The organism is Arthrobacter sp. SE2 (assembly GCF_058244265.1).
This window is the reverse complement of record NZ_JBZAYA010000001.1, coordinates 38,227-63,137: the sequence shown is the minus strand read 5'-3', so window position 1 is coordinate 63,137 and position 24,911 is coordinate 38,227. Positions and strand designations below refer to the sequence as shown.

Annotated in this window: 23 protein-coding genes and 2 tRNA genes; 18 read left to right on the top strand and 7 right to left on the bottom strand. The window is 64.1% G+C overall.

The annotated features are described in order from the left end of the window. Positions 1 to 7 precede the first annotated feature (7 nt). Together AC4CS3_RS00320 and AC4CS3_RS00315 are read left to right on the top strand one after the other, a co-directional pair. Positions 8 to 1,072 carry a 3-isopropylmalate dehydrogenase gene (locus tag AC4CS3_RS00320; protein ID WP_490781728.1) on the top strand — a complete coding sequence of 355 codons (1,065 nt, stop codon included), beginning with the start codon at positions 8 to 10 and terminating at the stop codon, positions 1,070 to 1,072. Between the two features lie 115 nt (positions 1,073 to 1,187). Further along, positions 1,188 to 2,300: a branched-chain amino acid aminotransferase gene (locus AC4CS3_RS00315; protein WP_490781727.1), complete on the top strand. Its 1,113-nt coding sequence runs from the start codon at positions 1,188 to 1,190 to the stop codon at positions 2,298 to 2,300. 59 nt (positions 2,301 to 2,359) lie between these two features. Here the strand turns inward: AC4CS3_RS00315 and AC4CS3_RS00310 are convergent, their stop codons facing one another. Next, complete coding sequence (locus AC4CS3_RS00310) at positions 2,360 to 3,055, bottom strand: SGNH/GDSL hydrolase family protein (RefSeq protein WP_490781726.1); 696 nt, start codon at positions 3,053 to 3,055, stop codon at positions 2,360 to 2,362. Positions 3,056 to 3,227: 172 nt separating this feature from the next. Here AC4CS3_RS00310 and AC4CS3_RS00305 point away from each other — a divergent pair, with 172 nt between their 5' ends. The 4 genes from AC4CS3_RS00305 (at position 3,228) to AC4CS3_RS00290 (ending at position 7,172) form a co-directional block, all read left to right on the top strand. Continuing rightward, positions 3,228 to 4,010 (top strand): MBL fold metallo-hydrolase, encoded by a 783-nt coding sequence (locus tag AC4CS3_RS00305; RefSeq protein ID WP_490781725.1) that lies wholly within the window; start codon positions 3,228 to 3,230, stop codon positions 4,008 to 4,010. Positions 4,011 to 4,067: 57 nt separating this feature from the next. Beyond that, a complete protein-coding gene (locus AC4CS3_RS00300; RefSeq protein ID WP_241707477.1) occupies positions 4,068 to 4,844 on the top strand; it encodes a fumarylacetoacetate hydrolase family protein in 777 nt (258 codons plus the stop codon). Positions 4,845 to 4,931: 87 nt separating this feature from the next. After that, the gene (gene gltX, locus AC4CS3_RS00295) at positions 4,932 to 6,446 is read left to right on the top strand and encodes a glutamate--tRNA ligase (RefSeq protein WP_490781724.1); all 1,515 of its coding nucleotides are present in this window, start codon (positions 4,932 to 4,934) and stop codon (positions 6,444 to 6,446) included. 12 nt (positions 6,447 to 6,458) lie between these two features. Then, entirely contained in the window at positions 6,459 to 7,172 is a 714-nt protein-coding gene (locus tag AC4CS3_RS00290) for an HAD family hydrolase (protein WP_490781723.1), read from the top strand. 11 nt (positions 7,173 to 7,183) lie between these two features. Here AC4CS3_RS00290 and AC4CS3_RS00285 read toward each other — a convergent pair whose 3' ends face one another. Next, positions 7,184 to 8,647 (bottom strand): hypothetical protein, encoded by a 1,464-nt coding sequence (locus tag AC4CS3_RS00285; protein WP_490781722.1) that lies wholly within the window; start codon positions 8,645 to 8,647, stop codon positions 7,184 to 7,186. Between the two features lie 342 nt (positions 8,648 to 8,989). Between AC4CS3_RS00285 and AC4CS3_RS00280 the strand changes: the two genes are divergently transcribed. Both AC4CS3_RS00280 and AC4CS3_RS00275 read left to right on the top strand, forming a co-directional pair. Continuing rightward, positions 8,990 to 9,061: transfer RNA gene (locus AC4CS3_RS00280), tRNA-Gln, on the top strand. Positions 9,062 to 9,221: 160 nt separating this feature from the next. Next, positions 9,222 to 9,294: transfer RNA gene (locus tag AC4CS3_RS00275), tRNA-Glu, on the top strand. Between the two features lie 192 nt (positions 9,295 to 9,486). Here AC4CS3_RS00275 and AC4CS3_RS00270 read toward each other — a convergent pair. Together AC4CS3_RS00270 and AC4CS3_RS00265 are read right to left on the bottom strand one after the other, a co-directional pair. After that, positions 9,487 to 10,044 (bottom strand): DUF1697 domain-containing protein, encoded by a 558-nt coding sequence (locus tag AC4CS3_RS00270; RefSeq protein WP_345449933.1) that lies wholly within the window; start codon positions 10,042 to 10,044, stop codon positions 9,487 to 9,489. A 59-nt stretch (positions 10,045 to 10,103) separates the two neighbouring features. Then, positions 10,104 to 10,823 carry an IclR family transcriptional regulator gene (locus AC4CS3_RS00265; RefSeq protein WP_028264661.1) on the bottom strand — a complete coding sequence of 240 codons (720 nt, stop codon included), beginning with the start codon at positions 10,821 to 10,823 and terminating at the stop codon, positions 10,104 to 10,106. A 112-nt stretch (positions 10,824 to 10,935) separates the two neighbouring features. Between AC4CS3_RS00265 and leuC the strand changes: the two genes are divergently transcribed. Both leuC and leuD read left to right on the top strand, forming a co-directional pair. Continuing rightward, entirely contained in the window at positions 10,936 to 12,390 is a 1,455-nt protein-coding gene (gene leuC / locus AC4CS3_RS00260) for a 3-isopropylmalate dehydratase large subunit (RefSeq protein ID WP_437770693.1), read from the top strand. Positions 12,391 to 12,400: 10 nt separating this feature from the next. Then, positions 12,401 to 13,003 carry a 3-isopropylmalate dehydratase small subunit gene (leuD, locus tag AC4CS3_RS00255; RefSeq protein ID WP_441411795.1) on the top strand — a complete coding sequence of 201 codons (603 nt, stop codon included), beginning with the start codon at positions 12,401 to 12,403 and terminating at the stop codon, positions 13,001 to 13,003. Position 13,004: 1 nt separating this feature from the next. On the opposite strand, the gene AC4CS3_RS00250 is transcribed toward leuD, so the two are convergent. After that, positions 13,005 to 13,913, bottom strand: a complete 909-nt coding sequence (locus tag AC4CS3_RS00250; protein WP_490781721.1) for a hypothetical protein — start codon at positions 13,911 to 13,913, stop codon at positions 13,005 to 13,007. Positions 13,914 to 14,149: 236 nt separating this feature from the next. Between AC4CS3_RS00250 and murA the strand changes: the two genes are divergently transcribed. From murA to AC4CS3_RS00230, 4 genes are read left to right on the top strand one after another with little or no spacing between them, the layout of a single operon-like run. Then, positions 14,150 to 15,475, top strand: a complete 1,326-nt coding sequence (murA, locus tag AC4CS3_RS00245) for a UDP-N-acetylglucosamine 1-carboxyvinyltransferase (protein WP_059387657.1) — start codon at positions 14,150 to 14,152, stop codon at positions 15,473 to 15,475. Positions 15,476 to 15,486: 11 nt separating this feature from the next. Beyond that, positions 15,487 to 16,263 carry a lysophospholipid acyltransferase family protein gene (locus tag AC4CS3_RS00240; RefSeq protein WP_490781720.1) on the top strand — a complete coding sequence of 259 codons (777 nt, stop codon included), beginning with the start codon at positions 15,487 to 15,489 and terminating at the stop codon, positions 16,261 to 16,263. Beyond that, on the top strand, positions 16,260 to 17,312 hold the full coding sequence (locus tag AC4CS3_RS00235; protein ID WP_490781719.1) for an NAD(P)H-dependent glycerol-3-phosphate dehydrogenase: 1,053 nt from the start codon (positions 16,260 to 16,262) through the stop codon (positions 17,310 to 17,312). The genes AC4CS3_RS00240 and AC4CS3_RS00235 overlap by 4 nt, the downstream gene beginning before the upstream one ends. A 17-nt stretch (positions 17,313 to 17,329) precedes the next feature. Further along, positions 17,330 to 18,496 (top strand): D-alanine--D-alanine ligase family protein, encoded by a 1,167-nt coding sequence (locus AC4CS3_RS00230; RefSeq protein WP_490782091.1) that lies wholly within the window; start codon positions 17,330 to 17,332, stop codon positions 18,494 to 18,496. Positions 18,497 to 18,517: 21 nt separating this feature from the next. Here the strand turns inward: AC4CS3_RS00230 and AC4CS3_RS00225 are convergent, their stop codons facing one another. Continuing rightward, the gene (locus AC4CS3_RS00225) at positions 18,518 to 19,033 is read right to left on the bottom strand and encodes a DUF3515 family protein (protein ID WP_490781718.1); all 516 of its coding nucleotides are present in this window, start codon (positions 19,031 to 19,033) and stop codon (positions 18,518 to 18,520) included. A 97-nt stretch (positions 19,034 to 19,130) separates the two neighbouring features. Between AC4CS3_RS00225 and thiL the strand changes: the two genes are divergently transcribed. From thiL to rsmD, 4 genes are read left to right on the top strand one after another with little or no spacing between them, the layout of a single operon-like run. Further along, positions 19,131 to 20,144 carry a thiamine-phosphate kinase gene (gene thiL, locus AC4CS3_RS00220; RefSeq protein WP_490781717.1) on the top strand — a complete coding sequence of 338 codons (1,014 nt, stop codon included), beginning with the start codon at positions 19,131 to 19,133 and terminating at the stop codon, positions 20,142 to 20,144. Positions 20,145 to 20,166: 22 nt separating this feature from the next. Then, positions 20,167 to 21,213, top strand: coding sequence for a DAK2 domain-containing protein (locus tag AC4CS3_RS00215; RefSeq protein ID WP_490782090.1), 1,047 nt, complete (start codon positions 20,167 to 20,169; stop codon positions 21,211 to 21,213). Continuing rightward, positions 21,203 to 23,482: an ATP-dependent DNA helicase RecG gene (locus AC4CS3_RS00210; protein WP_490781716.1), complete on the top strand. Its 2,280-nt coding sequence runs from the start codon at positions 21,203 to 21,205 to the stop codon at positions 23,480 to 23,482. Before AC4CS3_RS00215 ends, AC4CS3_RS00210 begins: the two co-directional genes overlap by 11 nt. Before the next feature lie 51 nt (positions 23,483 to 23,533). After that, a complete protein-coding gene (rsmD, locus tag AC4CS3_RS00205; protein ID WP_490781715.1) occupies positions 23,534 to 24,100 on the top strand; it encodes a 16S rRNA (guanine(966)-N(2))-methyltransferase RsmD in 567 nt (188 codons plus the stop codon). Between the two features lie 20 nt (positions 24,101 to 24,120). Here rsmD and AC4CS3_RS00200 read toward each other — a convergent pair whose 3' ends face one another. Further along, positions 24,121 to 24,909 (bottom strand): spermidine synthase, encoded by a 789-nt coding sequence (locus tag AC4CS3_RS00200; RefSeq protein WP_490781714.1) that lies wholly within the window; start codon positions 24,907 to 24,909, stop codon positions 24,121 to 24,123. Positions 24,910 to 24,911: the final 2 nt, after the last annotated feature.

The window sequence follows — 24,911 nt, the reverse complement described above, 5'->3', positions numbered from 1 at the left end:
TGAAAACATGAGCGCAACGCAACCCGCCGCAACGATCAACCTGGCTGTCATTCCCGGCGACGGCATTGGCCCCGAAGTTATTGCCGAAGCCCTCAAGGTCCTGGAAAAAGTTGTCGCCGAAGAAGGCGTCACCTTGGAACAGACTGAATACAAGCTCGGAGCCCAGCACTGGCTTGAAACCGGCGAAACGCTCCCCGATGAGGTCCTGGCCGATCTGCGCACCCGCGATGCCATCCTCTTCGGCGCTGTCGGTGCGGCCCCGGGGGACACCCGCATTCCTTCCGGGATCATTGAACGCGAGATGCTGCTGAAGCTCCGCTTCAGCCTGGACCACTTTGTGAACCTGCGCCCCTCGCGGCTCTATGGCACGGTGGGCAGCCCGCTGGCCAACCCTGGCAACATCGATTTCATCGTGGTCCGCGAAGGCACCGAGGGTCCGTACGTCGGCAACGGCGGTACGTTGCGCGGTGGCACCCCCCATGAGGTTGCCACCGAAGTGTCGCTCAACACGGCCCACGGCGTCGAGCGCGTCGTCCGGGACGCCTTCCGCCGCGCCAGCGAGCGTCCCCGCAAGCACGTTACCCTCGTGCACAAGCACAACGTCCTGGTCTTCGCAGGCCACTTGTGGAAGCGCACCGTCGAGGCCGTGGCCAAGGAATTCCCCGAGGTCACCCACGACTACCTGCACATCGACGCCGCGACGATCTTCATGGTGACCGACCCTTCCCGCTTTGACGTGATCGTCACTGACAACCTCTTCGGAGACATCATCACAGACCTTGCAGCGGCCATCACCGGCGGCATCGGTCTGGCAGCCTCGGGCAACATCAACATGGACCGCACCGCGCCCTCCATGTTCGAACCCGTCCACGGCTCCGCCCCGGATATCGCCGGACAGCAAAAAGCGGATCCGACCGCCGCCATCTTGTCCGCGGCCTTGTTGCTGGACCACCTCGGCTACACGACCGCCGCCCGCAGGATCGAGGCCGCCGTCGTCGCTGACATCGAAAGCCGCAATGGCGAGAGCCGCAGTACCGCGGCCATCGGCGACGCCATCGCCGCCGCACTTTAGGGTCTGTACCCGGGCGTAAGCTTTACTTGAATTATTTACCTGCTGCCGTGGTCCGTCGCTGAACCATATCCTCCAAGAGATGGTTCGCTCTGCCTGGTAGCCGACTGGAGGAAACATGACTCAGACTGCCCACGGCGTCGAATTCAGCCAGCAGCTCTCGGAGACCCCGAAGTCTGCTGAGGAGCGTGCAGCTATCCTGGCAAACCCGGGATTTGGCGACTACTTCACCGACAACACCGTCATTGTCGACTACAGCGTTGACACCGAGGGCAAGGGCGGCTGGCACAGTGCCCGCGTCGAGGCCTACGGACCGATTTCCCTTGATCCTTCGGCGGCAGTGCTGCACTACGGCCAGGAGATCTTTGAAGGGCTGAAGGCATACCGCCATGCCGACGGTTCCGTTTGGACGTTCCGTCCCGAGGCCAATGCCGCCCGGCTGAACAAGTCGGCCCGTCGTTTGGCTCTCCCGGAACTGCCCGAGGAATACTTCCTCGGCGCCATCCGCGAACTCGTGCAGGCGGACAAGGAATGGGTTCCGTCCGGCGACGGCGAGGCCCTGTACTTGCGCCCGTTCATGATCGCGACGGAGGCGTTCCTGGGTGTCCGCGCTGCCCGCGAGGTCTCCTTCCGGGTCATCGCTTCTCCGGCCGGCAACTACTTCGGCGGCGAACTCAAGCCGGTATCCATCTGGATCTCCCGTGAATACGCGCGCGCCGGCCGTGGCGGAACCGGTGCAGCCAAGTGCGGTGGAAACTACGCCGCATCCCTGATTGCCCAGATGGAAGCCGAGGAGAACGGCTGCAAGCAGGTCCTCTTCCTGGACCACTTCAACGACGACGCCGTCGAGGAACTGGGCGGCATGAACGTCTTCTTCGTCATGAAGGACGGCTCACTCGTCACCCCGGCACTCACGGGAACCATCCTGGAAGGCGTGACCCGTTCTTCCGTCATCCAGGTGGCGAAGGACATGGGCCGCGAGGTTACCGAGCGCAAGATCACGCTCGCCGAGTGGCGCGACGGCGTGGCCTCCGGCGACATCGCCGAGGTCTTCGCTTGCGGAACCGCGGCTGTCATCACGCCCATCGGCGTGCTCAAGGACAAGACCGAGTTCATCGGCTCCGAGGACGCCAAAGCGGGCGAAACCACCATGGCCATCCGCCAGCAGTTGCTCGGCATCCAGACCGGAACGGTCGAGGACAAGCACGGCTGGCTCACCCGCCTGGCCTAAGGTTCAGCAGAGCGCCCGACGGCGGCCTCCCACTTTGGTGGGCGGGTCGCCGTCGCAGTTTAACCGGCGAACGGGGTGCTCCCGGGGCTGGCTTGCTGGATCCTCGGTCCGATGAGCGCTTCCATTTTGGCCTGCAGATACTGCTGGCCGGCCGCGGACGGGTGATCGCCGTCGGGACCAATGAGGTCCGAGGCATCGTCCATGATCCAGCCGAGGTCGATCGGATCGATGAAATCGGCCCCGGCTTTCAGGGCAGCGGCTTTGTCCTGGTCGCGGATGTCGAGCCTTTCCGCCTCGGGTGTGCGTGTATACGACGGCGGCCCTATCACCAGGATGTCGGCTTGCGGAGCTCGGGCCTTGACTGAGGCGAACGCCCGTGCGGCCGCAGCCTCGGTTTCTCCGGGGGAGGTGCCCATGTCATTTTCGGACCCAAAGAACAGCACCAAGCGGGTCTCGTCGGTTACCGCTGTGTCCACCTGGGAACCGAAGGTCGATCCGTCCTCGCCGACACTGACATAGCCGCTGCCGTCATGCGCGGCATTGACGATGGTCGCTTGGAACTGTTGAAAGCCGGGATCGTTCTCCACTAGATGAGGCCAGGCATTGTCAGGGGAGGTGCCGTGACCTGTGCTGAGGGAGTCTCCGATGATCACCACGGTGGACTGGCCCACGGCGGATCGGGGTCCAGTGTCGGAGGAACAAGCGCTGAGGACTGCGAAGACGGAGAGGCAGACGGCGGCGATCGCCATCGTCATCAAGAGAGGTTTTCTTCGTCGGGTTTGACTCCGCATTCGACTCCTCCGCAACTGTCCACATGTATCCGTCCCAGTTCCTTGGCACCATGCTACGTCGTGTGCCGTTCCTGCCTCTTGGAACCGGGTTTCCCGTTGCCGGGTCCGGCTCATTGGCGTGTGCCAAGATGGAGAAGTGAATCCGGTCAATGACGCCACTTTCCAGAACAGCAGTCCCCTCACCCGATCGTTGCTCGCTCCCAATCCGGGTCCGATGAGCCTCGACGGTACCAACTCGTACGTCATTGCCGCGCCGGACGCTCCCGCAGTCGTCGTCGTCGATCCCGGGCCGCTGGACGAATCGCACCTCGCGGCCCTGGCCGCCGCGGGATCCGTAGAGCTCGTTCTCATCACCCATCGCCACAAGGACCATACCGAGGCCTCTGCGCGCTTTCACGAAATCACCGGCGCACCTGTCCGCGCGGCGGATCCGGCGCACTGCCACGGAGGCGAACCGTTGCGGGGTGGCGAGGTCATCGAGGCTGCAGGTGTTGAGATCCGCGTGCTTGCCACGCCGGGCCATACTTCGGATTCAGTCTGCTTCCACCTTCCCGGCGACGGACCAGATGGCTCCGTGCTGACGGGCGACACCATCCTGGGACGCGGAACCACGGTCCTGGACTATCCCGATGGACGGCTGGGGGATTACCTCCCCAGCCTCGACACTCTCGAAGGCCTCGGCCCCGCAACACTGTTGCCCGCTCACGGTCCCGTGCTGCCGGCCGTCGACGTCGTATGCCGCGAGTACCGGGCCCACAGGGAGATGCGACTGGACCAGATCCGCGAAGCACTCGCGCGGCTCGGGCCCCAAGCCGGGGTCCAGGCCGTCACCGACGCGGTGTATCCCGACGTCGATCCTTCCGTGCGGTGGGCCGCTGAAACTTCGGTGGCGGCGCAATTGGACTATCTGCGAGGCTAGCGGACGTCCACCACAGTGCGCGCGTGGTGGCCGCCGGCGGACGGTACGCTAGAAACCATGCGTATCGCCCGGTTTGTTGTTGATTCTGATCCCGTCTACGGCGTCGTCGAAGGTGAGCCCGGCAGTGAAGTCATCACTGTCATCCACGGCGACCCCTTCTTCAACGGCGTTGAGCGGACCTCGGTCCGCCACAAGCTGGAGGACGTGCGCTTGCTGGCACCCATCATTCCGCGCAGCAAGGTCATCGGCGTCGGACGGAACTTCGCCGAGCACGCCCGGGAACTCGGTAACGAAGTTCCGCAGCACCCCTTGTTGTTCCTGAAGCCGAATACCGCCGTCGTTGGCCCCAACGATCCGATCGTGTTGCCTGAGTTCTCGGAGGAAGTCTCCTTTGAGGCGGAACTCTGCGTTGTCATTGGCCGCATCTGCAAGGATGTGCCCGAAGATCGCGTGGACGATGTCATTTTCGGTTACACCTGCGGAAACGACCTCACGGCCCGCGACGTCCAGAAGACGGACCTGCAGTGGGCGCGTGCCAAGGGCTTTGATACCTCCGCGCCGCTCGGCCCGTGGATCGAGACGGAACTCGACCCCGAGGACCTGGCCATCAAGGGGTGGCTCAATGGTGAGCTCCGCCAGGACGGCAGCACGAACCAGATGATTCGCAGCGTTCGGGAGCTGGTGTCCATCGTTTCGCAGGCTTTCACCCTGCTTCCGGGGGATGTCATCATGACCGGGACTCCGGCCGGCGTCGGCCTGGTCCAGGAGGGCGACCGCTATGAGATCGAGATCGAAGGCATCGGCCGCTTGTCCAACCCGGTGGTCCGCCGGTAGAGGTTTGGCGGTCCGCCCCGTCAACCGCTTTGCCCCCACGGGCACTGGGCTTTCCGTCCGGCGGCACGGGGTAAAGTTGGAACCATTATGACTACTGTTGCTGCGTCGAACTCTGCCGCCATTCCTGCCGTGAACGCTGAAACCCCGGTCCGCGTCCGGTTCTGCCCCTCACCCACGGGAACTCCGCACGTTGGGTTGATCCGTACGGCCCTCTTCAACTGGGCCTACGCACGGCACACCGGTGGCAAACTGGTTTTCCGGATCGAGGACACGGACTCGGCCCGCGACAGCGAGGAGAGCTACCACCAACTGCTTGACGCGTTGAAGTGGCTCGGCATCGACTGGGACGAGGGCGTCGAGGTTGGCGGCCCGCACGAACCGTACCGCCAGTCGCAGCGCAGCGACATGTACCAGGACGTCATCGCCAAGCTCAAAGCCGGCGGTCACATCTATGAGTCGTACTCCACTCCCGAGGAGATCGAAGCACGGCACCGGGCTGCGGGCCGGGATCCGAAGCTCGGGTACGACGGCTTTGACCGCCACGTCACCGAGGAACAGCTCGCCCAGTACAAGGCCGAGGGCCGCAATGCCGTGTTGCGCCTGCGCATGCCGGACGAAGACCTGACCTTCAACGACCTTGTGCGCGGGGAGATCACGTTCAAGGCCGGATCCGTGCCCGACTTCGCCGTGGTGCGCGCCAACGGCGCCCCGCTGTACACACTCGTGAACCCCGTTGACGACGCACTCATGGGCATCACGCACGTCCTCCGCGGCGAAGACCTGCTCAGCTCCACTCCGCGGCAGATCGCCCTCTACCGGGCCCTCTACGCCATTGGTGTGGCCGAGTACATGCCCGAGTTCGGCCACCTTCCCTACGTCATGGGCCAGGGCAACAAAAAGCTTTCCAAACGCGATCCGGAATCCAGCCTCTTCCTGCACCGCGAACGTGGCTTCATCCGCGAAGGACTGCTCAACTACTTGTCCCTCCTGGGCTGGTCCCTGAGCGCCGACGAGGATATCTTCACCGTGGAGCAGCTCGTGGCCAACTTCGACATCCACGACGTCCTGGGCAACCCGGCGCGCTTTGATATCAAGAAGGCCGAAGCCATCAACGGAACGCACGTGCGCATGCTCACTCCGGAGGACTTCCGTCAGCGGCTCGTGCCCTACCTGCGTGCCGCAGGCTTCGTGGGGGAGATCCTGACTCCGCGCCAGGAAGAGATTCTTGCCGAGTCCGCGCCGCTGATCCAGGAGCGGATCACCCTGTTGGGCGAGGCTCCCGAGATGCTTGCCTTCCTGTTCAAGAACGACGACGCGATCGACGTCGCCGACGACGCCCGCAAGGGACTCCCCGAGAACCTGGGCGAGGTGCTGGACGCCGCGTTGGCTGCGCTCGAACCCCTCGCCGACTGGACAGCAGAAAGCATCCAGGCAGCACTCAAGCAAGCCTTGGTGGAGGATCTTGGGATCAAGCCGCGCCTCGCGTTCGGCCCGGTGCGCACGGCAATCTCCGGCCGCCGCATCTCGCCGCCGCTGTTCGAATCGATGGTCATCCTGGGCAAGGATTCCTCGCTCACCCGCTTGCGCGCGTTCCGCGACTAGTTCAGGCACTCCGTGATCAGCGCACTTCATGAGTCATTCGGCACGGCCCGGGGTGTCCTGTTCGATATCGACGACACCTTGGTGGACCTTGAGTACGCCATGACCACGGCCCTGCGTGACGTGAGCGAACACCTCCTGCCCGGCCTGGACCAGGCCGGGTGGGAGAAGTTCGGACGGATCTTCACGCACGAAACCACGCACTTCTATGACCGGTACCTCGCCGGCGAGTTGACGTTCAACGAGCAGCGCCTTCTGCGTGGCCGTGCGGCCCTGGGGCATTTCGGAGTGGAACTCGGCGGCGAGGACTCCCATACGTGGCTCAATGACTATTCCCGGCTGCAGCCCAGTTATGTCAGGGCCTTCAGCGATGTCCTGCCCGTCCTCGACGCCCTCGACGCCGCGGGCATCCCCTATGGCGCCGTGAGCAACAATGTCCACGACTACCAGCGGGTCAAGCTCGACAGCGCGGGGCTTGCCCGGGTCTCGGTCCTTGTCGGAACGGACACCGTAGGCGTGCCCAAGCCGGACCCCGCCATTTACCTGGAAGGGGTCCGGCGCTTGGGCACCAACCCGGCTGAGACCCTTTTTGTGGGCGACAACCGCCTTCTCGACGCCGAAGGCGCCACTGCCGCCGGATTGCTGGGCATCTGGTTGAACCGCACAGGTGAGCTCGCCTCCGACTTTTCCGGCCGGGAAATAGACGCCTTGACGCGACTGCTCGCCTGAGGCTTCTGCAGCTACGCGCCCAGCCGGAACTTCCGCAGGAAAACGAACGTTCCGACGGAACCCGCCCCCAGGACGCCCACAAGTCCGAGCGCCGTGCCGGTATCCGACTTTTCGGCCATGCTCGACGGCGATACCGCCGCAGCTCCCTGATGCAGTTCCGCTGTGCCCGCCGCGATTCGCGCATTTCCGTCCGCGAGTTTTTCGGCACCGGTGGACAACTGGGCTGAGCCTGCGGCCAGTTTGGCATTTCCATCCGACAACTTGGAGGCGCCCGCCGCCAATGCAGTGGAACCGTCCAGGAGACCGGGGGAGGAGGGATCAGCAGGGCTGCCCTTGATGCCCGTCATCAACGAGTCGGTACCTGCAGCCAAGCGGGATGTTCCGTCCGTCATGCTGGCCGTGGCCTTGAGGAGACCCGGGTGCTCAGGGTCGCCAGGTACGCCGTCCATGCCCACGCGGATCTTTGCGGTTCCATCGGCGAGCATTTGGGTTCCTAGAACCACGCCCGGGGACGCGGGATCCTGGCTGTTGAGCTTCTGGGCGAGCGTGGCGAAACCGGCCGTCAGCTTGCCGGTCCCTGCCGCGAGCTTCCCGGTGCCGTCTGCGAGCCGTCCGGTGCCCTCGTGCAGTTGCGCCGCCCCAGCCGAAAGCTGGCCCGCTCCGGCCTGCAATTGCGAGGCTCCGGCATCGAGGCGATGCGCGCCGTCGTTGAGCGCGTTGATCTGCGCCTTCAGCGTTGCCAGGGGCACCACGCCTTGGATGCCGTTGGCCGCGTCGGCGAGCTGCTGGAGTCCTTGGGCCAACGCAGCGGAACCCGTTCCCTTGGTGGGATCGTCTCCTGCCCCCGGGTAACCTTTGAGCTGATCGGTGCCCGCCGCGAGCCTCGAAGCGCCCGCGTCGAGTTGGGCAGCACCGGCGTTGAGCTGGGCGGCTCCGTTGTTGAGCTGGTTCGCACCGGTGTTTAGTTGAGTGGCGCCGTCGCCGAGATTGTTTTCAGCGTTGCCGCCCGGCGTCGGGGTCAGCGCCGCGGAAAGCTGTACGGCACCGGCTGCGAGCTGCTGCGCGCCGTCGTCCACCTTGTAGACTCCCGGTGCAAGCTTGGCGTTGACGTCATTCTGGATCTTCACGGCCCCCGTGGCGAGTTTGTCGGCTCCATCCTTCAACTGCTGGGCTCCCGGAGCCAGCTTGGTCTGGATTCCGTTCTGGACTTTCGACGCGCCATCCGCCAGCTTGGCCGCACCTGTCCCGGCTTCCGCAGCTCCACCCGCGAGCCTCGCGGCGCCGTCCTTCAGTTGGCCGGCACCGGCAGACGCCTGGCCAGCGCCGTCATTGAGCTGCGCCGACCCCGCCGCGATTTTCCCAATGACCAAGGTATAGAAGCCAAGGAGCGCGATGAGCAGGAGTGCGAGCACGGCAATAGCGATTATCTGGGCACGGCTTCGTGTTCTGGTGGCAATTGCCGGGTTCGGTGTCATGGGCAGTTCCTCTCGATGACTTCCCGACAGCGGCGCTGCTGCCGAGGATCCCCCCATGTGACGCAGCTAACAGGCGATTCGGCCTGCAGCTGTGCCACGAAACAAGTGCGTGACGTAGGTTACCGATTGGTAACCTACCGAGAGTAAACCTAAGCTCCCCTCGATTGCAAGGGTTTTTTCGCGCCGGCATCCACATCGGCGGATCGCTGAGGTGTGCACCAAGCTGGACGCGGGCGCGTGTTCTCGATTTGTGTGCATCGAAAGTCTCGGGTAAAGTAATTACTCGTGCTGAGGGGCACGGAGCGAAGGTTTACGCCATCGAATCCGGCCTAAAAGCACCAATGGGATATGGTGTAATTGGCAACACTACGGTTTCTGGTACCGTCATTCTAGGTTCGAGTCCTGGTATCCCAGCTCCGAATAATCCACACATTAGTGCAGGAATTCGGGCTTTCGAAACGGTTCGCCGATTTGAAGCAAGGTTGAATGTATGAAACAATCATTCAGCTTGAATGCCGGAAGCGGCGTTTAGAAGTGTGGTAAATAGAAGTGCAAATAGTTCAATAAAGTGCAAGGCCCCATCGTATAGCGGCCTAGTACGCTGCCCTCTCACGGCGGTAACGCGGGTTCGAATCCCGCTGGGGTCACAAATCGAATCCCCCGGAACCAACAGGTTCCGGGGGATTTTTTTGCCTCAAGCAAGACCCCCAGAATCCTCGTGCGCCGTACCTTTCTCCCCTTGTTTGCGGCGCGAAAGCCCGGGAATGACGCGACTCGCCGTGTCGGAAGCGCTTTCCTATTTCAAAGCAGGGGAGAACGGTACTCGTGGCAGCTCATTCTTACTTCTGGAGGGCTTTTGCGGCGTCCCTGACCTTGATGAGCGTGCGCAGGTTCCGGGTGGTGGTGCTCGCCTTGTAGCGGGCCTTTGCGGAGAGCTTGCTGAAGGGGCTGTCCAGGGTCCCTCCCGCCGGGGCAAGCCAAGCCGAGGCCTCGGGACCCAGCCGGACTTGATCGACGCCGCCCTCCCCGGCGGCGCCGAGGGCTGTGCCGGCGTCGAATAGTTCGTCCAACATTGCCGCGTCCGAGGCGAGGGTGATGTAGCTGTGCGTCGTTTTATCGTCGGCCGGATAGGGGCAGGCTTCCACCAGTTCGGCAACTCGTTCGGCGGTCAGGACCACTACCCAGGCGTCATAACCAAATGCTTCCCTCAAGCACTTTTCAAACTCATCCTTGACTGCCGAGGCGTCGAGCTCGCTCTGGAGCACCACGTTGCCACTGGCCAGCAGGGTCTTGACGTCGGCGAAAGGGTACGCCTTGAGGGCTGCTTTGAGGTCGGCCATCTTGATGTTGATCCCGCCCACGTTGATTCCACGCAGGAACACGGCAAAGCTGTTCATGCGCCTACCCTACCTGCGCCCGTCTACGGGGAGGCGCCGGCGGCAAAAATGGCAAGCGCCTAGTCGTTGTTCTTACGCAGGGCTTCAGTCAATACCCGGGCGGCGTTGCAGACGACTTCGGCATGCAGACGTCCCGGCTGGCGGGTCAGGCGCTCGATGGGGCCGGAGATGGACACCGCGGCAATGACGCGGCCGGAAGGGCCTCGCACGGGTGCGGAGACCGAGGCGACTCCAGGCTCGCGTTCGCCGAGGCTCTGGGCCCAGCCCCGGCGTCGTACTCCGGCCAGGACGGTCGGCGTGAACCGGGCGTTCTGAAGTCCGTCCAGGAGGCGGTCGTGGTCTTCCCACGCCAGCAGGATCTGGGCGGCTGAGCCGGCCTTCATGGAGAGTTGGGTGCCCACGGGAATAGTGTCTCGCAGGCCGATGGGACGTTCGGCAGAGGCAACGCAGACGCGCCAGTCGCCCTGACGTCGGAAGATTTGGGCGCTCTCTCCCGTGGCGTCGCGCAACTGGATCAAGACCGGGCCCGCAGAAGCGATGAGCCGGTCTTCGCCGGCCGCCGAAGCAAGCTCAACAAGGCGGCTGCCGAGGACAAAGCGGCCTTGGATATCACGGCTCACGAGGCGGTGGTGGACGAGCGCCAGCGCGAGCCGGTGCACCGTGGGGCGGGCCAGCCCGGTTGCTGCCACAAGTTGAGCCAAGGTGGTTGGCCCCGCCTCAAGTGCGTCGAGCACTTGGGCCGCTTTATCGATGACGCCGACTCCACTAGAATTGTCCATGTAATGATATTGCCGTCTCAATATCTGAGATGCAAGTTGTTTCACTGGCGCAGTTTGGATCACTGATGTTCAGTGGAAGTAGTCAAGCCAACCGCAGTGAAGGGAGCAGGCCGTGGGAAAGACACTGGCCGAGAAAGTTTGGGATGCGCACGTGGTGCGCAAGGGCGAAGGCGAAGGAGCCAACGCCCAGCCCGATCTTCTGTTCATCGACCTGCACCTCGTGCATGAGGTGACCTCCCCGCAGGCCTTCGAGGGCTTGCGGCTGGCCGGACGCCCCTTGCGCCGCCCCGACCTCACCATCGCCACGGAAGACCACAACACGCCGACCCTGGACATAGACAAGCCGATCGCCGATCTGACCAGCCGCACGCAGATCCAGACTTTGCGCAACAACTGCAAGGAGTTCGGAGTCCGCCTGCACTCGCTCGGCGACGCCGAACAAGGCATTGTGCACGTCGTCGGCCCGCAGCTGGGCCTCACCCAGCCCGGCATGACTGTAGTCTGCGGCGATTCGCACACCTCGACCCACGGCGCCTTCGGAGCGCTCGCCATGGGTATCGGCACCTCGGAGGTGGAACACGTCATGGCCACCCAGACGCTGTCCCTCAAGCCGTTCAAGACCATGGCCATCAACGTTGAAGGCACCCTGCGCCCGGGCGTTTCGGCGAAGGACATCATCCTGGCCGTCATCGCCAAGATCGGTACCGGCGGCGGCCAGGGCTACGTCCTGGAATACCGTGGATCGGCCATCCGGGCGCTCTCCATGGATGCCCGCATGACCATCTGCAACATGTCTATCGAAGCCGGTGCCCGCGCCGGCCTGGTGGCTCCGGACCAGACGACCTACGACTACATGTACGGCCGCCCGCACGCCCCGCAGGGGGAGGAGTGGGATGCCGCCGTCGAATACTGGAACACGCTGCACACCGACGACGACGCTGCTTTCGACGTCGAGGTGGATCTCGACGCCGATACCTTGGAGCCGTTCGTGACCTGGGGGACCAACCCGGGCCAGGGCATTTCGCTCAACGAGGCGGTACCGTTCCCCGAAGACTTCGGTGACGAGAACGCCAAACTTGCGGCCGAGCGCGCGCTGCAGTACATGGGCCTCGAAGCCGGCACGCCCATGAAGGACATTCGGGTGGACACTGTCTTCCTCGGATCCTGCACCAACTCCCGCATCGAGGATCTCCGTGCCGCCGCCGATGTCATCCGCGGGCGGGAAAAGGACCCGAAGGTCCGGATGCTGGTCGTTCCCGGTTCGGCACGCGTCCGCCTTGAGGCCGAAGCGGAGGGCCTGGACAAGGTGTTCAAGGAATTCGGCGCCGAATGGCGCTTTGCCGGCTGCTCCATGTGCCTGGGCATGAATCCGGACCAGCTGGAACCGGGGGAGCGCTGCGCGTCCACGTCGAACCGCAACTTCGAGGGGCGTCAGGGCAAGGGCGGCCGCACCCACTTGGTTTCGCCCGTAGTCGCCGCAGCCACGGCAGTACGCGGAACGCTGAGCTCGCCTTCGGACCTGGAGCCCGCCTCTGTTTCCGCATCCACCACCACCGACGCCGCCTAGGAGGATCCCCATGGAAAAGTTCACCACCCACACCGGCATCGGTGTCCCGCTGCGCCAGAGCAATGTGGACACGGACCAGATCATCCCAGCGGTCTACCTGAAGCGGATTACCCGTACCGGTTTCGAAGACGCGCTGTTCTCAGCGTGGCGCAAGGACCCGTCCTTCATCCTGAACCAGGAACCGTTCAACGCGGGCTCCGTGCTTGTGGCTGGACCCGATTTCGGTACCGGCTCATCCCGCGAGCACGCAGTCTGGGCACTGAAGGACTACGGGTTCAAAGCCGTGCTGTCCTCGCGGTTCGCGGATATTTTCCGCGGCAACTCGGGAAAGCAAGGCCTCTTGGCGGCGGAGCTCGCCCAGGACGACATCGAGCTCATCTGGAAGGTACTCGAAAACGCGCCCGGCACCGAAGTCAAGGTGGACCTCGTGTCCAAGACCGCTGTGTGCGGAAACGTCGTGGCACCCTTCGAGATCGATGACTACACCCGGTGGCGCCTCCTGGAAGGGCTGGATGACATCGGACTGACGCTCCAGCACGAGGAAGACATCACGGCCTACGAGGCCACGAGGCCTTCCTTCAAGCCGAAAACCCTGCCGGCGCGAATCCAGTAGATCAGCCGAAGAGGACCGGAGGCTGCCTGACTAGCTTTTGCACCTTGAAAGGACCGGTGCACCCGAATGAACGGGTGCGCCGGTCCTTTTCGTGTGCGTGGCACGTTGTGTTCATGGCCCGATCCCGGCGTTGCGCAGCTTCAACAAGAGTTCGGCACCGTCTTTCGCTTCCGGCCAGGATCATGACTGCGCGGCTCAATGATTCGCCGGGCGAACCGGACGCGGGATCAGCCGCTGCAATTGCTCTTTGCACTCGCCGTTGTTTGACTTTGCTCAGCCCACCGAGTCGAGACAGGACTCTTTCGCCGAAATCCTCCGGGGATCGCCCCGACTGCGCCCAGAACGAAGATGCGCGATCTGCTGCCGGCAACGATCCAGTGAGGGGCAACATGGCGGAGAGGTCCCTGATGGTCTGGTCCATCGAGGCAACCCGCAGGCCGTCCAGCAAAACAACTTCGCAATGCTCCGGGACGGCCAGGCGGCGCCTGATGCCGTACCGCGACCTGCCGCCGCCCGGACCCGGCATGACCAGCGTCTCGACTTCGTCAGGAACCTCGATCAGCGGAAGGCCCCACAATGCGGCTGCTGATTGGCCGCAGAAGACCGGCGGCTTGCGGGCGGCATCGTTCACGGCCTGGATTTTGACGCGGAACTGCTCCCACGGCTCAAGCTCCGTCCATCGGCTGACCGAAAGGTACAAGCCCCGGCGAATCCGTACCAGTTCATTGCGCCGGGCCATTCTTGCCACCGTGCGCCCTCCATGGTCGTCGTTGGGGTTGGAATGAGGGGTTATCCATGGATCGGACCGGAAAGGTGGCATGCCTCCAGCGTTGGGGGCACCGCGCCCGGTGGCCAGCCCGCCGTCGTCGTATGTGGAAAGATCCTGCGAATACGTGAACGAATGCGCCACGCAATGGAGGCTCCCGTCACCACTTGCACCAGTTAAAGACCAAGGCACCCGAACTACCGGGTGCGCCCGTCTTTTCGGGGTGCGGAGTTGTTTCCGGCGCGCGCTCGCGGCACAAGCAGCACCCGCAAACCCGCCTTCGCCACGCCCCTCCATTTCGAATCGCTAACGTCAGCTTTTATGCTTAGCTGGAGCCTTCGTAAGTGTGGGGGCATCAACTCGTGAGGAAACCGGTATAGATGAGTAGTGTTCTGACAATCCGCGGCGGCGTCCCGTTGACCGGCCGCGTCACCGTCAGAGGTGCCAAGAACCTTGTTCCCAAGGCCATGGTGGCTTCCCTCCTCGGCAACGAACCCTCGGTGCTGCGGAACGTCCCGGAAATCAAGGACGTGGAGGTAGTCACCAGCCTGTTGCAGCTCCACGGCGTGACTGTTCAGAAGGATCCCGTCACCGGTGATCTCACCCTGGATCCCAAGAATGCGAAGACCGCGTCCAGCACCGCGATCGACGCCCACGCCGGGGACTCCCGCATCCCGATCCTGCTGTGCGGTCCGTTGATCCACGCCATCGGCGAAGCGTTCATTCCCGATCTCGGCGGTTGCAAGATTGGCGACCGGCCGATCGATTACCACTTGAACGTGCTCCGCCAGTTTGGCGCCGTCGTCGAAAAGCGCCCGGGCGGCATCCACATCTCCGCTCCCAAGGGACTCCACGGCGCCAAGATCTCGCTCCCGTACCCGTCGGTGGGAGCCACGGAACAAGTCCTTCTGAGTGCCACGCGCGCCGAGGGGATCACCGAACTGAGCGGTGCCGCTACCGAACCGGAAATCATCGACCTCATCGCCGTGCTGCAGAAGATGGGTGCCATCATCAGCGTCCAGACCGATCGCACCATCCGGATCGAGGGTGTTCGGGATCTGGGTGGCTACGACCACCGCGCATTGGCGGACCGCAATGAATCGGCGTCGTGGGCTTCCGCTGCCCTGGTGACCCGCGGAGACATCTTCGTGGAGGGTGCTTCCCAGAGGGACATGATGACCTTCCTCAACACCTACCGCAAGGTGGGCGGCGGCATGGATATCCGCGAGGACGGCATCCGTTTCTACCACCCCGGCGGAAAGCTGAGCCCGCTGGTCCTTGAAACGGACGTGCACCCGGGATTCATGACCGATTGGCAACAGCCCCTGGTGGTCGCCTTGACCCAGGCAGAAGGCGTGTCGATTGTCCACGAAACCGTGTACGAAAACCGCTTCGGCTTCACCGATGCACTGACCCGCATGGGCGCAACCATCCAGGTCCACCGCGAATGCCTTGGGAGTGTGCCATGCCGCTTCGGCCAGCGCAATTTCCTGCATTCCGCCGTCGTCTCGGGACCCACTCCGCTGAGGGGCACCGACATCGACATCCCTGATCTCCGTGGCGGATTCAGCCACCTTATTGCGGCGCTCGCCGCGACCGGCACGTCCAGGGTGACCGGGATCGACATCATCAACCGCGGCTACGAGCGCTTCACTGAAAAGCTCGCCGGGCTGGGCGCCGATTTCGACCTCACCGAATCCAAGTAACGGGGGACACCTTGAAGGAATCGGCCCAGAGCCGTGCCATGTTCGCTGTTCTTGCGGGAATTGCGCGACCGCTCATGAACATCCTCATGGCAAAGGAGTGGGAGGGGACTGAAAAGCTCCCCGCGGGTGGCTTCATCGCCGCTCCGAACCACTGCACCGAGATCGACCCCATTGTCGTGGGGCACATGCTCTACAACATGAAGCGTCCACCGCATTTCCTCGCGAAAGCGGGCCTCTTCAAGGCCCCCGTCCTGGGTAGCCTGTTGCGCGCCGCGAACCAGATTCCAGTGGAGCGCTCGACGGCGGGGGCGAACCGTTCGTTGCAAGCCGCCCAGGAAGTGGTGGATGCCGGCGGTGCCATCATCATCTACCCGGAGGGCACCCTGACGCGCGATCCGGATTTGTGGCCGATGAAGGGTCACACGGGAGCGGCGCGCCTGGCACTCCAGACCGGTGCTCCCGTGGTTCCCATCGCCCATTGGGGTGCCCAAGAGGTGTTCCCCAGGTACGCCAAGCGCCTGCATGTCTTCCCGCGGAAGACATCCCGCATCTTGGTCGGCGATCCGGTTGATCTCAGCGCGTTCCAGGGCCGGCCGCTGGATCGGGCCACCCTGGTTGAGGCTACGGACGTCATCATGGACGCCATCACGGAGCTCCTTGCAACCTTGCGCGGGGAAGAACCGCCCAAGGAACGCTGGGACCCGGCCGCCCACAACCAGTCGAAGCACGGTCGCTTCGAAGCGACTGAAGGAACCTCGGGCGCCGACGGCACGGACGGACAGAAGTGACCTCCGGGGTAGAACTCAAAGGTGATAACGGTGTTGTCGCCGTGCTTGGCGCCGGATCCTGGGGTACGACGTTCGCAAAGGTCCTGGCGGATGCCGCAATTGCCACCGGCGCGGAGCGCAGTATCCGCATTTGGGGCCGGCGGGACGAAGTTGTTGCGCAAATCAATGCGGAGCACCGCAACATCCAATACTTGAAGGACATTGCGCTCCCCGATTCCATCACTGCCTCAACAGACGTGGCAGAGGTCCTCGCGGGTGCCGGAATCGTGATTTTGGCCGTGCCGGCGCAGTCGCTACGGCTTCAACTGCGCAAATGGAAACCACTGGTTGCCCCTGGCGCCGTGGTCGTTTCCCTCATGAAGGGCCTTGAACTCGGTACGGATTCCCGCATGAGCCAGGTCATTTCCGAGGAACTCGAGATTCCCGAGGAGCGGGTGGTTGTTGTTTCCGGGCCAAACCTGGCGATGGAGATCGCGCGCCAGGAACCGACGGCTTCAGTCGTAGCCTGCAGCGACGAAGCAACGGCTGCATCGTTCGCGCTCTATTGCACCGCACCGTACTTCCGCCCTTACACGAGCAACGACGTGGTCGGCGTCGAAATCGGGGGGATCGTGAAAAACGTGATTGCCCTTGCCGTCGGTATCTGCGAAGGCAAGCAAATGGGCGACAACACCAAGGCATCCGTGATCACGCGGGGTCTTGCGGAGACCTCCCGGCTGGCCCTCGCCTTGGGCGGCGAGGCCCGCACTATGGCAGGCCTTGCCGGGCTGGGGGACCTCGTGGCTACCTGCTCTTCGCCCCTGTCCCGGAACCACACGGCGGGACGATTGCTCGGCGAAGGTTTGACCCTGGACCAGGTCACCGAGCGTATGACGCAGACGGCGGAAGGCATTAAATCCGGGTACGCTGTCTACGAACTAGCCGGAAAACTCGGTGTCGACATGCCGATCACCGCGGCCGTGGTAGCCGTCCTCGAAGGCAAACTGTCCGTTGATGAACTTGGGCCCAGACTCCTGGCCCGCTCCCTGAAGTCCGAAGGCGATTACTGACTGTGACCGAAGAATCCCTGTCTGCCGGAACTGCCGCTCCTGCTGGAGCTGCCGAGTCCGCGAAGCCGGCCGAACACAGGCGGCCTCGCGTCGCCGTACTCTTTGGCGGCCGATCCAGCGAGCACGCCGTCAGTTGCGTGACTGCGGCCGGGGTCATGGGCGCTATCGACAAGAGCAAGTACGACGTCGTCCCCATCGGGATAGCCAAGTCGGGGCAGTGGGTGATCCCTTCCGCTGACATCAGCCAGTGGTCGCTGAGCGCGTCGGCCCTGCCTGAGGTGCTGCCCTCCGGGAGGACCGTAACCCTCGCTGAGGTAGGTGGAGCCCACCAATTGATCGTCACGGCACCGAATGCGGTGCCTGAGGAACTGGGCTCCGTGGATGTCGTGTTTCCGCTCCTGCACGGCCCTTGGGGCGAGGATGGCACCATCCAGGGCCTCTTGGAGCTGTCCGACACCCGATACGTGGGAGCCGGAGTCCTCGCATCCGCCGTCGGCATGGACAAGCATTTCATGAAGGTCGTTTTCGAAGCCGCCGGACTGACGGTGGGACCGTATGTCGCCGTCACTGACCGTGAATGGATCAACGACGCCGAAGCCGTGCGCAAGCGCGTGGACCGCCTCGGGTTCCCGGTTTTCGTGAAGCCCGCCCGCGCCGGTTCCTCGATGGGAATTTCCAAGGTGGACTCTATGGATGAGCTGGACGCAGCCATTGAAGAAGCACGGCGGCACGACCTCAAGCTGGTGATCGAGGCCGGCATTGTCGGCCGTGAGATCGAGTGCGCCGTCCTCGAAGGACGTGGCACGTCGGCTCCTCGAACCTCCATGCCGGGGGAAATCGCCGTCGCTCCCGGCGAACACGAATTCTACGACTTCAACGCGAAGTATGTGGAGGACGGCGCCGCGGCCCTTAGCTGCCCCGCCGATATTCCGGAGGAGGCCATTGCGCGCGTCCGCGAGCTCGCGGCGGCTGCGTTCGATGCTGTGGATGCAGAAGGCCTGAGCCGCGTGGACTTCTTCTACACTCCGGACGGCGAACTCATCATCAACGAGATCAACACGATGCCCGGCTTCACACCGAAGAGCATGTATCCGCAAATGTGGGCGGCTTCCGGCCTGGGCTACGCCGAGTTGATCGACGAACTCATCTACCTGGCCCTCAACCGGAAAACCGGCCTGCGCTAGTAACCGGCAGGGCGGCGCAGGCTACTTGCCAGGAGTAGTCGTGGGCAGGTTCTGAAGCAGCTCCGGCTGGCCGACGCACTTGCGAACCGCCTTGATTTTCGCCGCGGCGGGTGCCAGATCGGCAAGGACGGTGGCGGAGCTGATCTTGTTCGGGTCCATGAGGATTTCAGTTGCGGGCTCGCGCCCGTACGTAGTCAGGGTCCATACCGGGTCGCCTTCCTTGATGACCCAGTCGACGTCGTTGACGGTGACGCAACGGTCCGTCGTGGGGCCGGGCACATTGACGCCGCAACGCAGAATCAATACAGACGGGTCGCCCCATGCCGCCGTGGCCTGGCTGTTGGTCTTCCGCAGGGCGGCGTCGCCGATGGTGTCCGGGAGCGACACCATCATGGGTGCGCAGGCAGCATTCGCGGCATCAGCCGCAGGTTTCACGTCGGCGACGGGAGAGCAGGCTGCAAGCGTAAGGATCGAAACCGCCGCGGCTGTCAAAGAACAGAGGGCGCGGACGTACACAGCGGCTTTCGTTTGTTGCATTGATCAAGCCTATCGCGGCTGCGGCAAACCGAGGATCGGGGCAACGGACGCGAAGGGACAGCCTTTTGTTGTCGGCGGTTCGCGATAGCGTAGAGCTGTGTCCATAGAACAACAGACTGTCGGCGAGCTGTCCGAAGGCGAGCTCCTCGCGCGCATCTTTCCGCGCCTGAACCCCAGCAGCAGCGTGCTGCTCGGGCCGGGGGACGATGCCGCCGTCGTCGCCGCGCCGGATGGCCGGACCCTCATTTCCATCGACACCCAGACCCAGGACCAGGACTTCCGCCTTGAATGGAACAACGGATACCGGACCACGGGGTATGACGTCGGCTGGAAATCGGCAGCGCAGAATCTCAGCGACATCAACGCGATGGGCGGTACTGCAGTGTCCCTCGTCGTCAGCTTGACCATGCCGCCCGACACTACCGTCCAGTGGGTCGAGGACTTCGCGGATGGCCTGACGGCCGGCATTGTCGGCTTGGGGGCTGCCGATTGTTCGGTTGCCGGGGGAGACCTGGGCCGTGGCCGCGAAATCGCGGTGACGGTCGCCGTCGTCGGGACAATGCACGGGCTCCCTGCTGTCCTGCGCTCCGGGGCAAGTCCGGGAGACACCGTGGCCCTTGCCGGAACTGTTGGACGCGCCGCAGCCGGCCTGGCCCTGCTCGAAAGCACCATACCCGTAGGCGAGCTGAACGCTGCCCAGCGCGGACTCATGGATAGCCAGTGCCGGCCGCTGCCGCCTCTTGCCGCAGGACCGCTGGGGGCGAAGGCAGGAGCCACGGCCATGATGGATGTCTCGGACGGGCTTTTGCGCGACGGCGCCCGTCTCGCCGAAGCCAGTGGCGTGGCACTCGACCTCGACCCCATCGCACTCAAGGCCCTCGCCACTCCCTTGGAAGCTGCCTCGGCTCCTCTTGGCAGCGATCCCATGGACTGGATCCTGGGGGGCGGGGAGGACCACGGCCTGTTGGCGACATTTCCAGCAAATGTTCAGCTACCTTCCGGCTTCACTGCGATAGGCTCGATCCAGGCCGTTGCCGAAGGACAGCACAGCGGCGTCCGGATAGCGGGAATCCCCGCTGACACCGTGGGATGGGATCACTTTGCAGACTAAGATTGCCGCCAACACGCACGCCATGAAGCGGTGGCTGGGCAAAGCGGAGACGACGCTCGGGAACCACAGCGACCGTCTCAATGCCATCAACATCTTCCCGGTGGCAGATGGCGACACGGGCACCAACCTCTACCTCACAGTCCGCGCTGCTGCTGCGGCATTCGCCGATCGGTCCACCGCGGACGAACCGGTGAACGACGTCGGAGCCGTTCTGGCAACGGCAGGACGCGCGGCCATGGAGCAGGCCCGGGGGAACTCAGGAACACTCTTCGCTGTCTTCTTGTGCGCAATGGCCGAGCCGCTGGCCGGGCACACGCGCCTCAGCGCGCCCCTGCTTGCCGCCGCACTGAACCGGGCCCAGATCCGGGCTTGGTCTGCCTTGAGCGAGCCGGTACCTGGTACCATGCTCTCCGTTCTCGAAGCTGCCGCCAGGGCAGCGGGCGAATGCGATAGTGCCCACAACGGCGACGACAGCAACCAGGCGTTGGGCCTGGCCCTCGATGCCGCCGTCAATGCAGCGCTAGACGCAGTAGTGCGAACCGAGGACCAGCTGGCCCCGCTGCATGCGGCCCATGTAGTGGACGCGGGTGGGGTGGGCATGTTGTTGATCCTGGATTGCCTCCGTTCGGCTGTGCTCGGCGAAGAACTCCAGGATGAGCTCCTGGACGGGCTCCACGGCTACGACCTGCAGGATCCGCACATCCATGCGGGAATGCCTGACGACGACGGCGTCGAGGTCATGTGCACCATCAGCCTTTCACCGTTGGCCGCTGCCACGCTCCGTCAGCGCTTGGACGAACTCGGCGACTCCGTCATCATGAGCCAGGTGGGCAGCGCGAACCTGGTAGGCAGCCCGTCCGGACCGAAGGATTCCGGGGACGACGACGATGACGATGAGGACTCGGCGGAAGCCAGCTACCGGTGGCGCGTGCATGTCCACGTTCCGGACGCTGAACCCGCCGTGGCCGTCATCCGCTCACTCGGCGACCCCACCGACATCTCCGTCAGCCAGCTCTCAATGCCGCGCGACCCAGGCCTTCCGGCAGGCCAGCACGGGCATGAATACTGAGCTTCACCTTCCCCTCGAGCGGAGGATCGGCAAACGCTCCGCGTCCGTCATCGAGAAGCACCTTGGCCTGGACACTGTCGGGGAGCTCCTGAACTACTTTCCCCGCCGTTACCTGAGCCGTGGGGAGCTGACGCCCATCAGCAAACTGCCGTTGGATGAAGAAGCCACCCTCATCGCCAGGGTCCTGTCCAATTCAACCCGGCAAATGCGTGCAAGGCGGGGATCGTTGACGGACGTCGTGGTCACGGACGAGGCCAGCGGTGAGCAGATTCCCGGAACCTTGAAAATCAGTTTCTTCAACGGCTTCCGTGCCCGCGCTGAGCTTCAGCCGGGGCGCCGCGTGATGTTCTCCGGCAAGGTCAGCCGCTACGGTGGATCCTTGGGCATGACCAATCCGGACTTCATGCTGCTCGACGAGGACCCGGAGCTTGCCGTTTCCGTCGATCCGGAAAAGCTGGCGGCCATGCCCATTCCCGTGTATCCGGCCACCGCGAAGCTCACCAGTTGGTCCATCCACAAGGTCATCACCACGCTGCTGGACACCATCGATGTGGACAGCATCGAGGATCCGCTGCCTGCCGAAATTGCGTCCCGGGAGAAATTCCTGGGGGTAGGGGAAGCGTACCGGCTGATCCATTCGCCGGAAACGGCGGCGGATTGGCAGCGCGCCCGTGACCGGTTCCGCTACCAGGAAGCACTGGTTCTGCAGACTGCCCTGGCGCGGCGCCGGGCCCAGTTGGCTGCAGAAGAGGCCACTGCTCGTCGGCCCGTGCCCGAAGGGCTCCTTGCTGCCTTCGACCGGCAGCTGCCGTTCACGCTGACTGCCGGCCAGGCCGCCGTCGGAAAGACGCTTTCGCACGAGCTGGCACAGGACTCGCCGATGAACCGCTTGCTGCAGGGCGAAGTTGGTTCCGGGAAAACGATCGTGGCCTTGAGGGCCATGCTGCAAGTGGTGGATGCCGGCGGGCAGGCGGCACTTCTTGCCCCCACGGAGGTCCTCGCGGCACAGCACTTCGATTCCGTCCGGAGGACCCTGGGCCCGCTGGCCCGGGACGGTTTGTTCGGAGGCGCCGGCATGCTAGGCGGTGCCGGACTGTTGGACAGCGACCCCGGGAATGGCCCGGGTTCGGTCCAGGTCGCCTTGCTGACAGGCTCCATGCCGACGGCTGCCCGTAAGCAAGCCATGCTGGACGCGGCCTCGGGCAATGCCAGCATTGTGATCGGCACCCATGCGCTGCTGAGTGACAAAACCTCGTTCCAGGACCTCGGACTGATCGTGGTGGACGAGCAGCACCGCTTTGGGGTGGAGCAGCGCGACGCCCTGCGTGCCAAGGCCAACCGGCCGCCCCACCTGCTGGTGATGACTGCTACTCCGATTCCACGCACTGTTGCCATGACCGTCTTCGGCGACCTCGAAACGTCCGTGCTGGACGAACTCCCTGCAGGCCGCGCGCCCATCTCCACCCACGTTGTCGGGCTCGCGGAAAACCCGGGCTGGGCGGGCCGGATCTGGAAACGCTCGCGGGAAGAGATCGACGCCGGCCACCAGGTGTACGTCGTGTGTCCCAAGATCGGAGACGACGACGACGGCGACTTCAGCCCGGGCGAAGCGGAACCAAGCGACGCCGAACTTTCGGAGGAGGGCCCCGCACGCGAGCTCGCTTCGGTGAACGCCGTCGTTGAAACGCTCAGCCAGGAGCCGGCCCTGCGCGGCGTGCGGGTGGAGCCCCTCCACGGACGGCAGGATCCGGCCCTCAAGTCCGAAACCATGGCCTCGTTCACCGCCAACCAGACCCAGCTGCTGGTGTCCACGACAGTGATCGAGGTGGGGGTGGATGTCCATAACGCCACGCTGATGGTGATCCTTGATGCTGACAGTTTCGGCATTTCGCAACTCCACCAGCTTCGCGGGAGGGTGGGCCGCGGCGGCCTTCCGGGCACGTGCCTGCTGGTCACGACGCTCGAGCCCGGCCATCCGAGCCGCAGGCGCCTTGACGCCGTTGCTTCCACAACCGACGGCTTCGAACTTTCCCAGGAAGACCTCAAGCTGCGCCGAGAAGGGGATATCCTTGGCGCCTCGCAATCCGGTGGGCGCTCCACCCTGAAGCTGTTGCGGGTCCTGGAGCATGAGGACGTGATCGCCCGCGCCCGCACCGATGCCCAGCGGCTCGTCGCGGACGATCCCGGGTTGGACGGCCAACAGGCCCTGGCCGCCGCGATTGACGAATATCTGAACCCCGAAAAGGAGGCGTTCCTTGAACGCGGCTAAGGAATCCACGCTTGAAGGCACGCCTGTGTGCTCCGCCCCGGGAGTTGGCCGGTGAGCCGGATCATTGCCGGTGTGGTCGGCGGCAATCCGCTGGTCAGCGTCCCTGGAAACGCCACTAGGCCCACGACGGACCGTGTCAAGGAGGCGTTGTTCTCGCGGCTCGAGGCACTCGACGCCATCGACGATGCCCGGGTGCTGGATCTCTATGCGGGTTCGGGATCGCTCGGCATCGAAAGTGCCAGCCGGGGCGCGCGCTCGGCTGAACTCGTGGAATCTGACGCACGTGCCTCCGAGGTCTGCCAGCGAAACGCCGACATGGCCAACCAAGTGCTGGGACGGAGGATTGTCTCCGTCACTCGTTCCAAAGTGGAATCCTTCCTGGAACGCGCGGCGGATGACGTTCTCTGGGACCTCGTGTTCCTGGATCCGCCCTATCCCTTGGATGAGCCTTCCCTGAAGGCTGTCCTCGCAAAGCTCGCCTTCCACCTCGATGAAGGCGCGGTGATCGTCGTCGAGCGTTCCTCACGGTCCCCGGAACCGGACTGGCCGGACACCCTCGAACGGTTTGCCGACAAGAAGTACGGCGAAACCAAGCTCTGGTTCGCAGAACCCGTCTAGCGCGAGCCCGAAAGGCGGCGCTAGCCCGATATCCGGTCCAGCTCCACTCCGCTCAGCGCCGCCGCGGGGTGCGGCCCCCGGGCGAGGAGTTCCGCCGTCCAATCGGCCGGCCACGGCCGGCGCGTCCCCACCAGGATGATGTTGCCGGGGTACCGGCCGGCGAACATGCCGGCCTCGGCGAAAGCCGCAACGTCGGGCATCGCCCGGCGCAGCGCGGCGACCTGGCTGCGCACCAGGGTCAGGGCCGCTTCGTCGCCGACATTGACGATGAGCACCCCATCGGGCCGGAGCCGCGCCGCGGTCTCTTCATAGAACTCCTGGCAGGCGATGTGTGCCGGGGCCTCGGGACCGGAGAAGATGTCCAGGATCACGACGTCGAACTCGAGTTCCGTGGGCAGTTCGGCGAGGGTTTCGCGTGCGTCGCCAATATGGGTCTCCAAGAGGGTGCCGTCCGGCATGGGCAACTTCTGCAGCACGAAGTCGAGCAATTCACGTTCGAGTTCGACGGCGTGTTGTTCCGAACCGGGCCTCGTCGCCTCGATGTAGCGGGCCAGGGTCAAGGCCCCCGCGCCGAGATGGAGGGCAGTGATGGCTTGCCCTCCTGGCGCGAGCAGATCCACTACATGGCCGATCCTGCGCAGGTACTCGTAGAAGATTTCCGTGGGCTCCGCGAGATTGACATGGGATTGCTCTGCGTCGCCGATGCGCAGGATGTAGGCGCCGTCAATCAGTGTGTCGGCCTCGATCGCGGCATGTTGGCCGGTGGCTCGCAGGAAGCGCCGTCCCTCGTGGTTTTGGCCGGTTGACACAG

Bases quoted from the DNA above. Each gene is read 5' to 3' on its own strand.
- AC4CS3_RS00285 (WP_490781722.1), bottom strand. From the start codon at position 8,647: ATGACACCGAACCCGGCAATTGCCACCAGAACACGAAGCCGTGCCCAG.
- AC4CS3_RS00300 (WP_241707477.1), top strand. From the start codon at position 4,068: ATGCGTATCGCCCGGTTTGTTGTTGATTCTGATCCCGTCTACGGCGTC.
- AC4CS3_RS00270 (WP_345449933.1), bottom strand. From the start codon at position 10,044: ATGAACAGCTTTGCCGTGTTCCTGCGTGGAATCAACGTGGGCGGGATC.
- leuD (WP_441411795.1), top strand. From the start codon at position 12,401: ATGGAAAAGTTCACCACCCACACCGGCATCGGTGTCCCGCTGCGCCAG.
- AC4CS3_RS00210 (WP_490781716.1), top strand. From the start codon at position 21,203: ATGAATACTGAGCTTCACCTTCCCCTCGAGCGGAGGATCGGCAAACGC.
- AC4CS3_RS00315 (WP_490781727.1), top strand. From the start codon at position 1,188: ATGACTCAGACTGCCCACGGCGTCGAATTCAGCCAGCAGCTCTCGGAG.
- AC4CS3_RS00320 (WP_490781728.1), top strand. From the start codon at position 8: ATGAGCGCAACGCAACCCGCCGCAACGATCAACCTGGCTGTCATTCCC.
- gltX (WP_490781724.1), top strand. From the start codon at position 4,932: ATGACTACTGTTGCTGCGTCGAACTCTGCCGCCATTCCTGCCGTGAAC.
- AC4CS3_RS00215 (WP_490782090.1), top strand. From the start codon at position 20,167: ATGAAGCGGTGGCTGGGCAAAGCGGAGACGACGCTCGGGAACCACAGC.
- AC4CS3_RS00310 (WP_490781726.1), bottom strand. From the start codon at position 3,055: ATGACGATGGCGATCGCCGCCGTCTGCCTCTCCGTCTTCGCAGTCCTC.
- AC4CS3_RS00225 (WP_490781718.1), bottom strand. From the start codon at position 19,033: ATGCAACAAACGAAAGCCGCTGTGTACGTCCGCGCCCTCTGTTCTTTG.
- AC4CS3_RS00265 (WP_028264661.1), bottom strand. From the start codon at position 10,823: ATGGACAATTCTAGTGGAGTCGGCGTCATCGATAAAGCGGCCCAAGTG.
- murA (WP_059387657.1), top strand. From the start codon at position 14,150: ATGAGTAGTGTTCTGACAATCCGCGGCGGCGTCCCGTTGACCGGCCGC.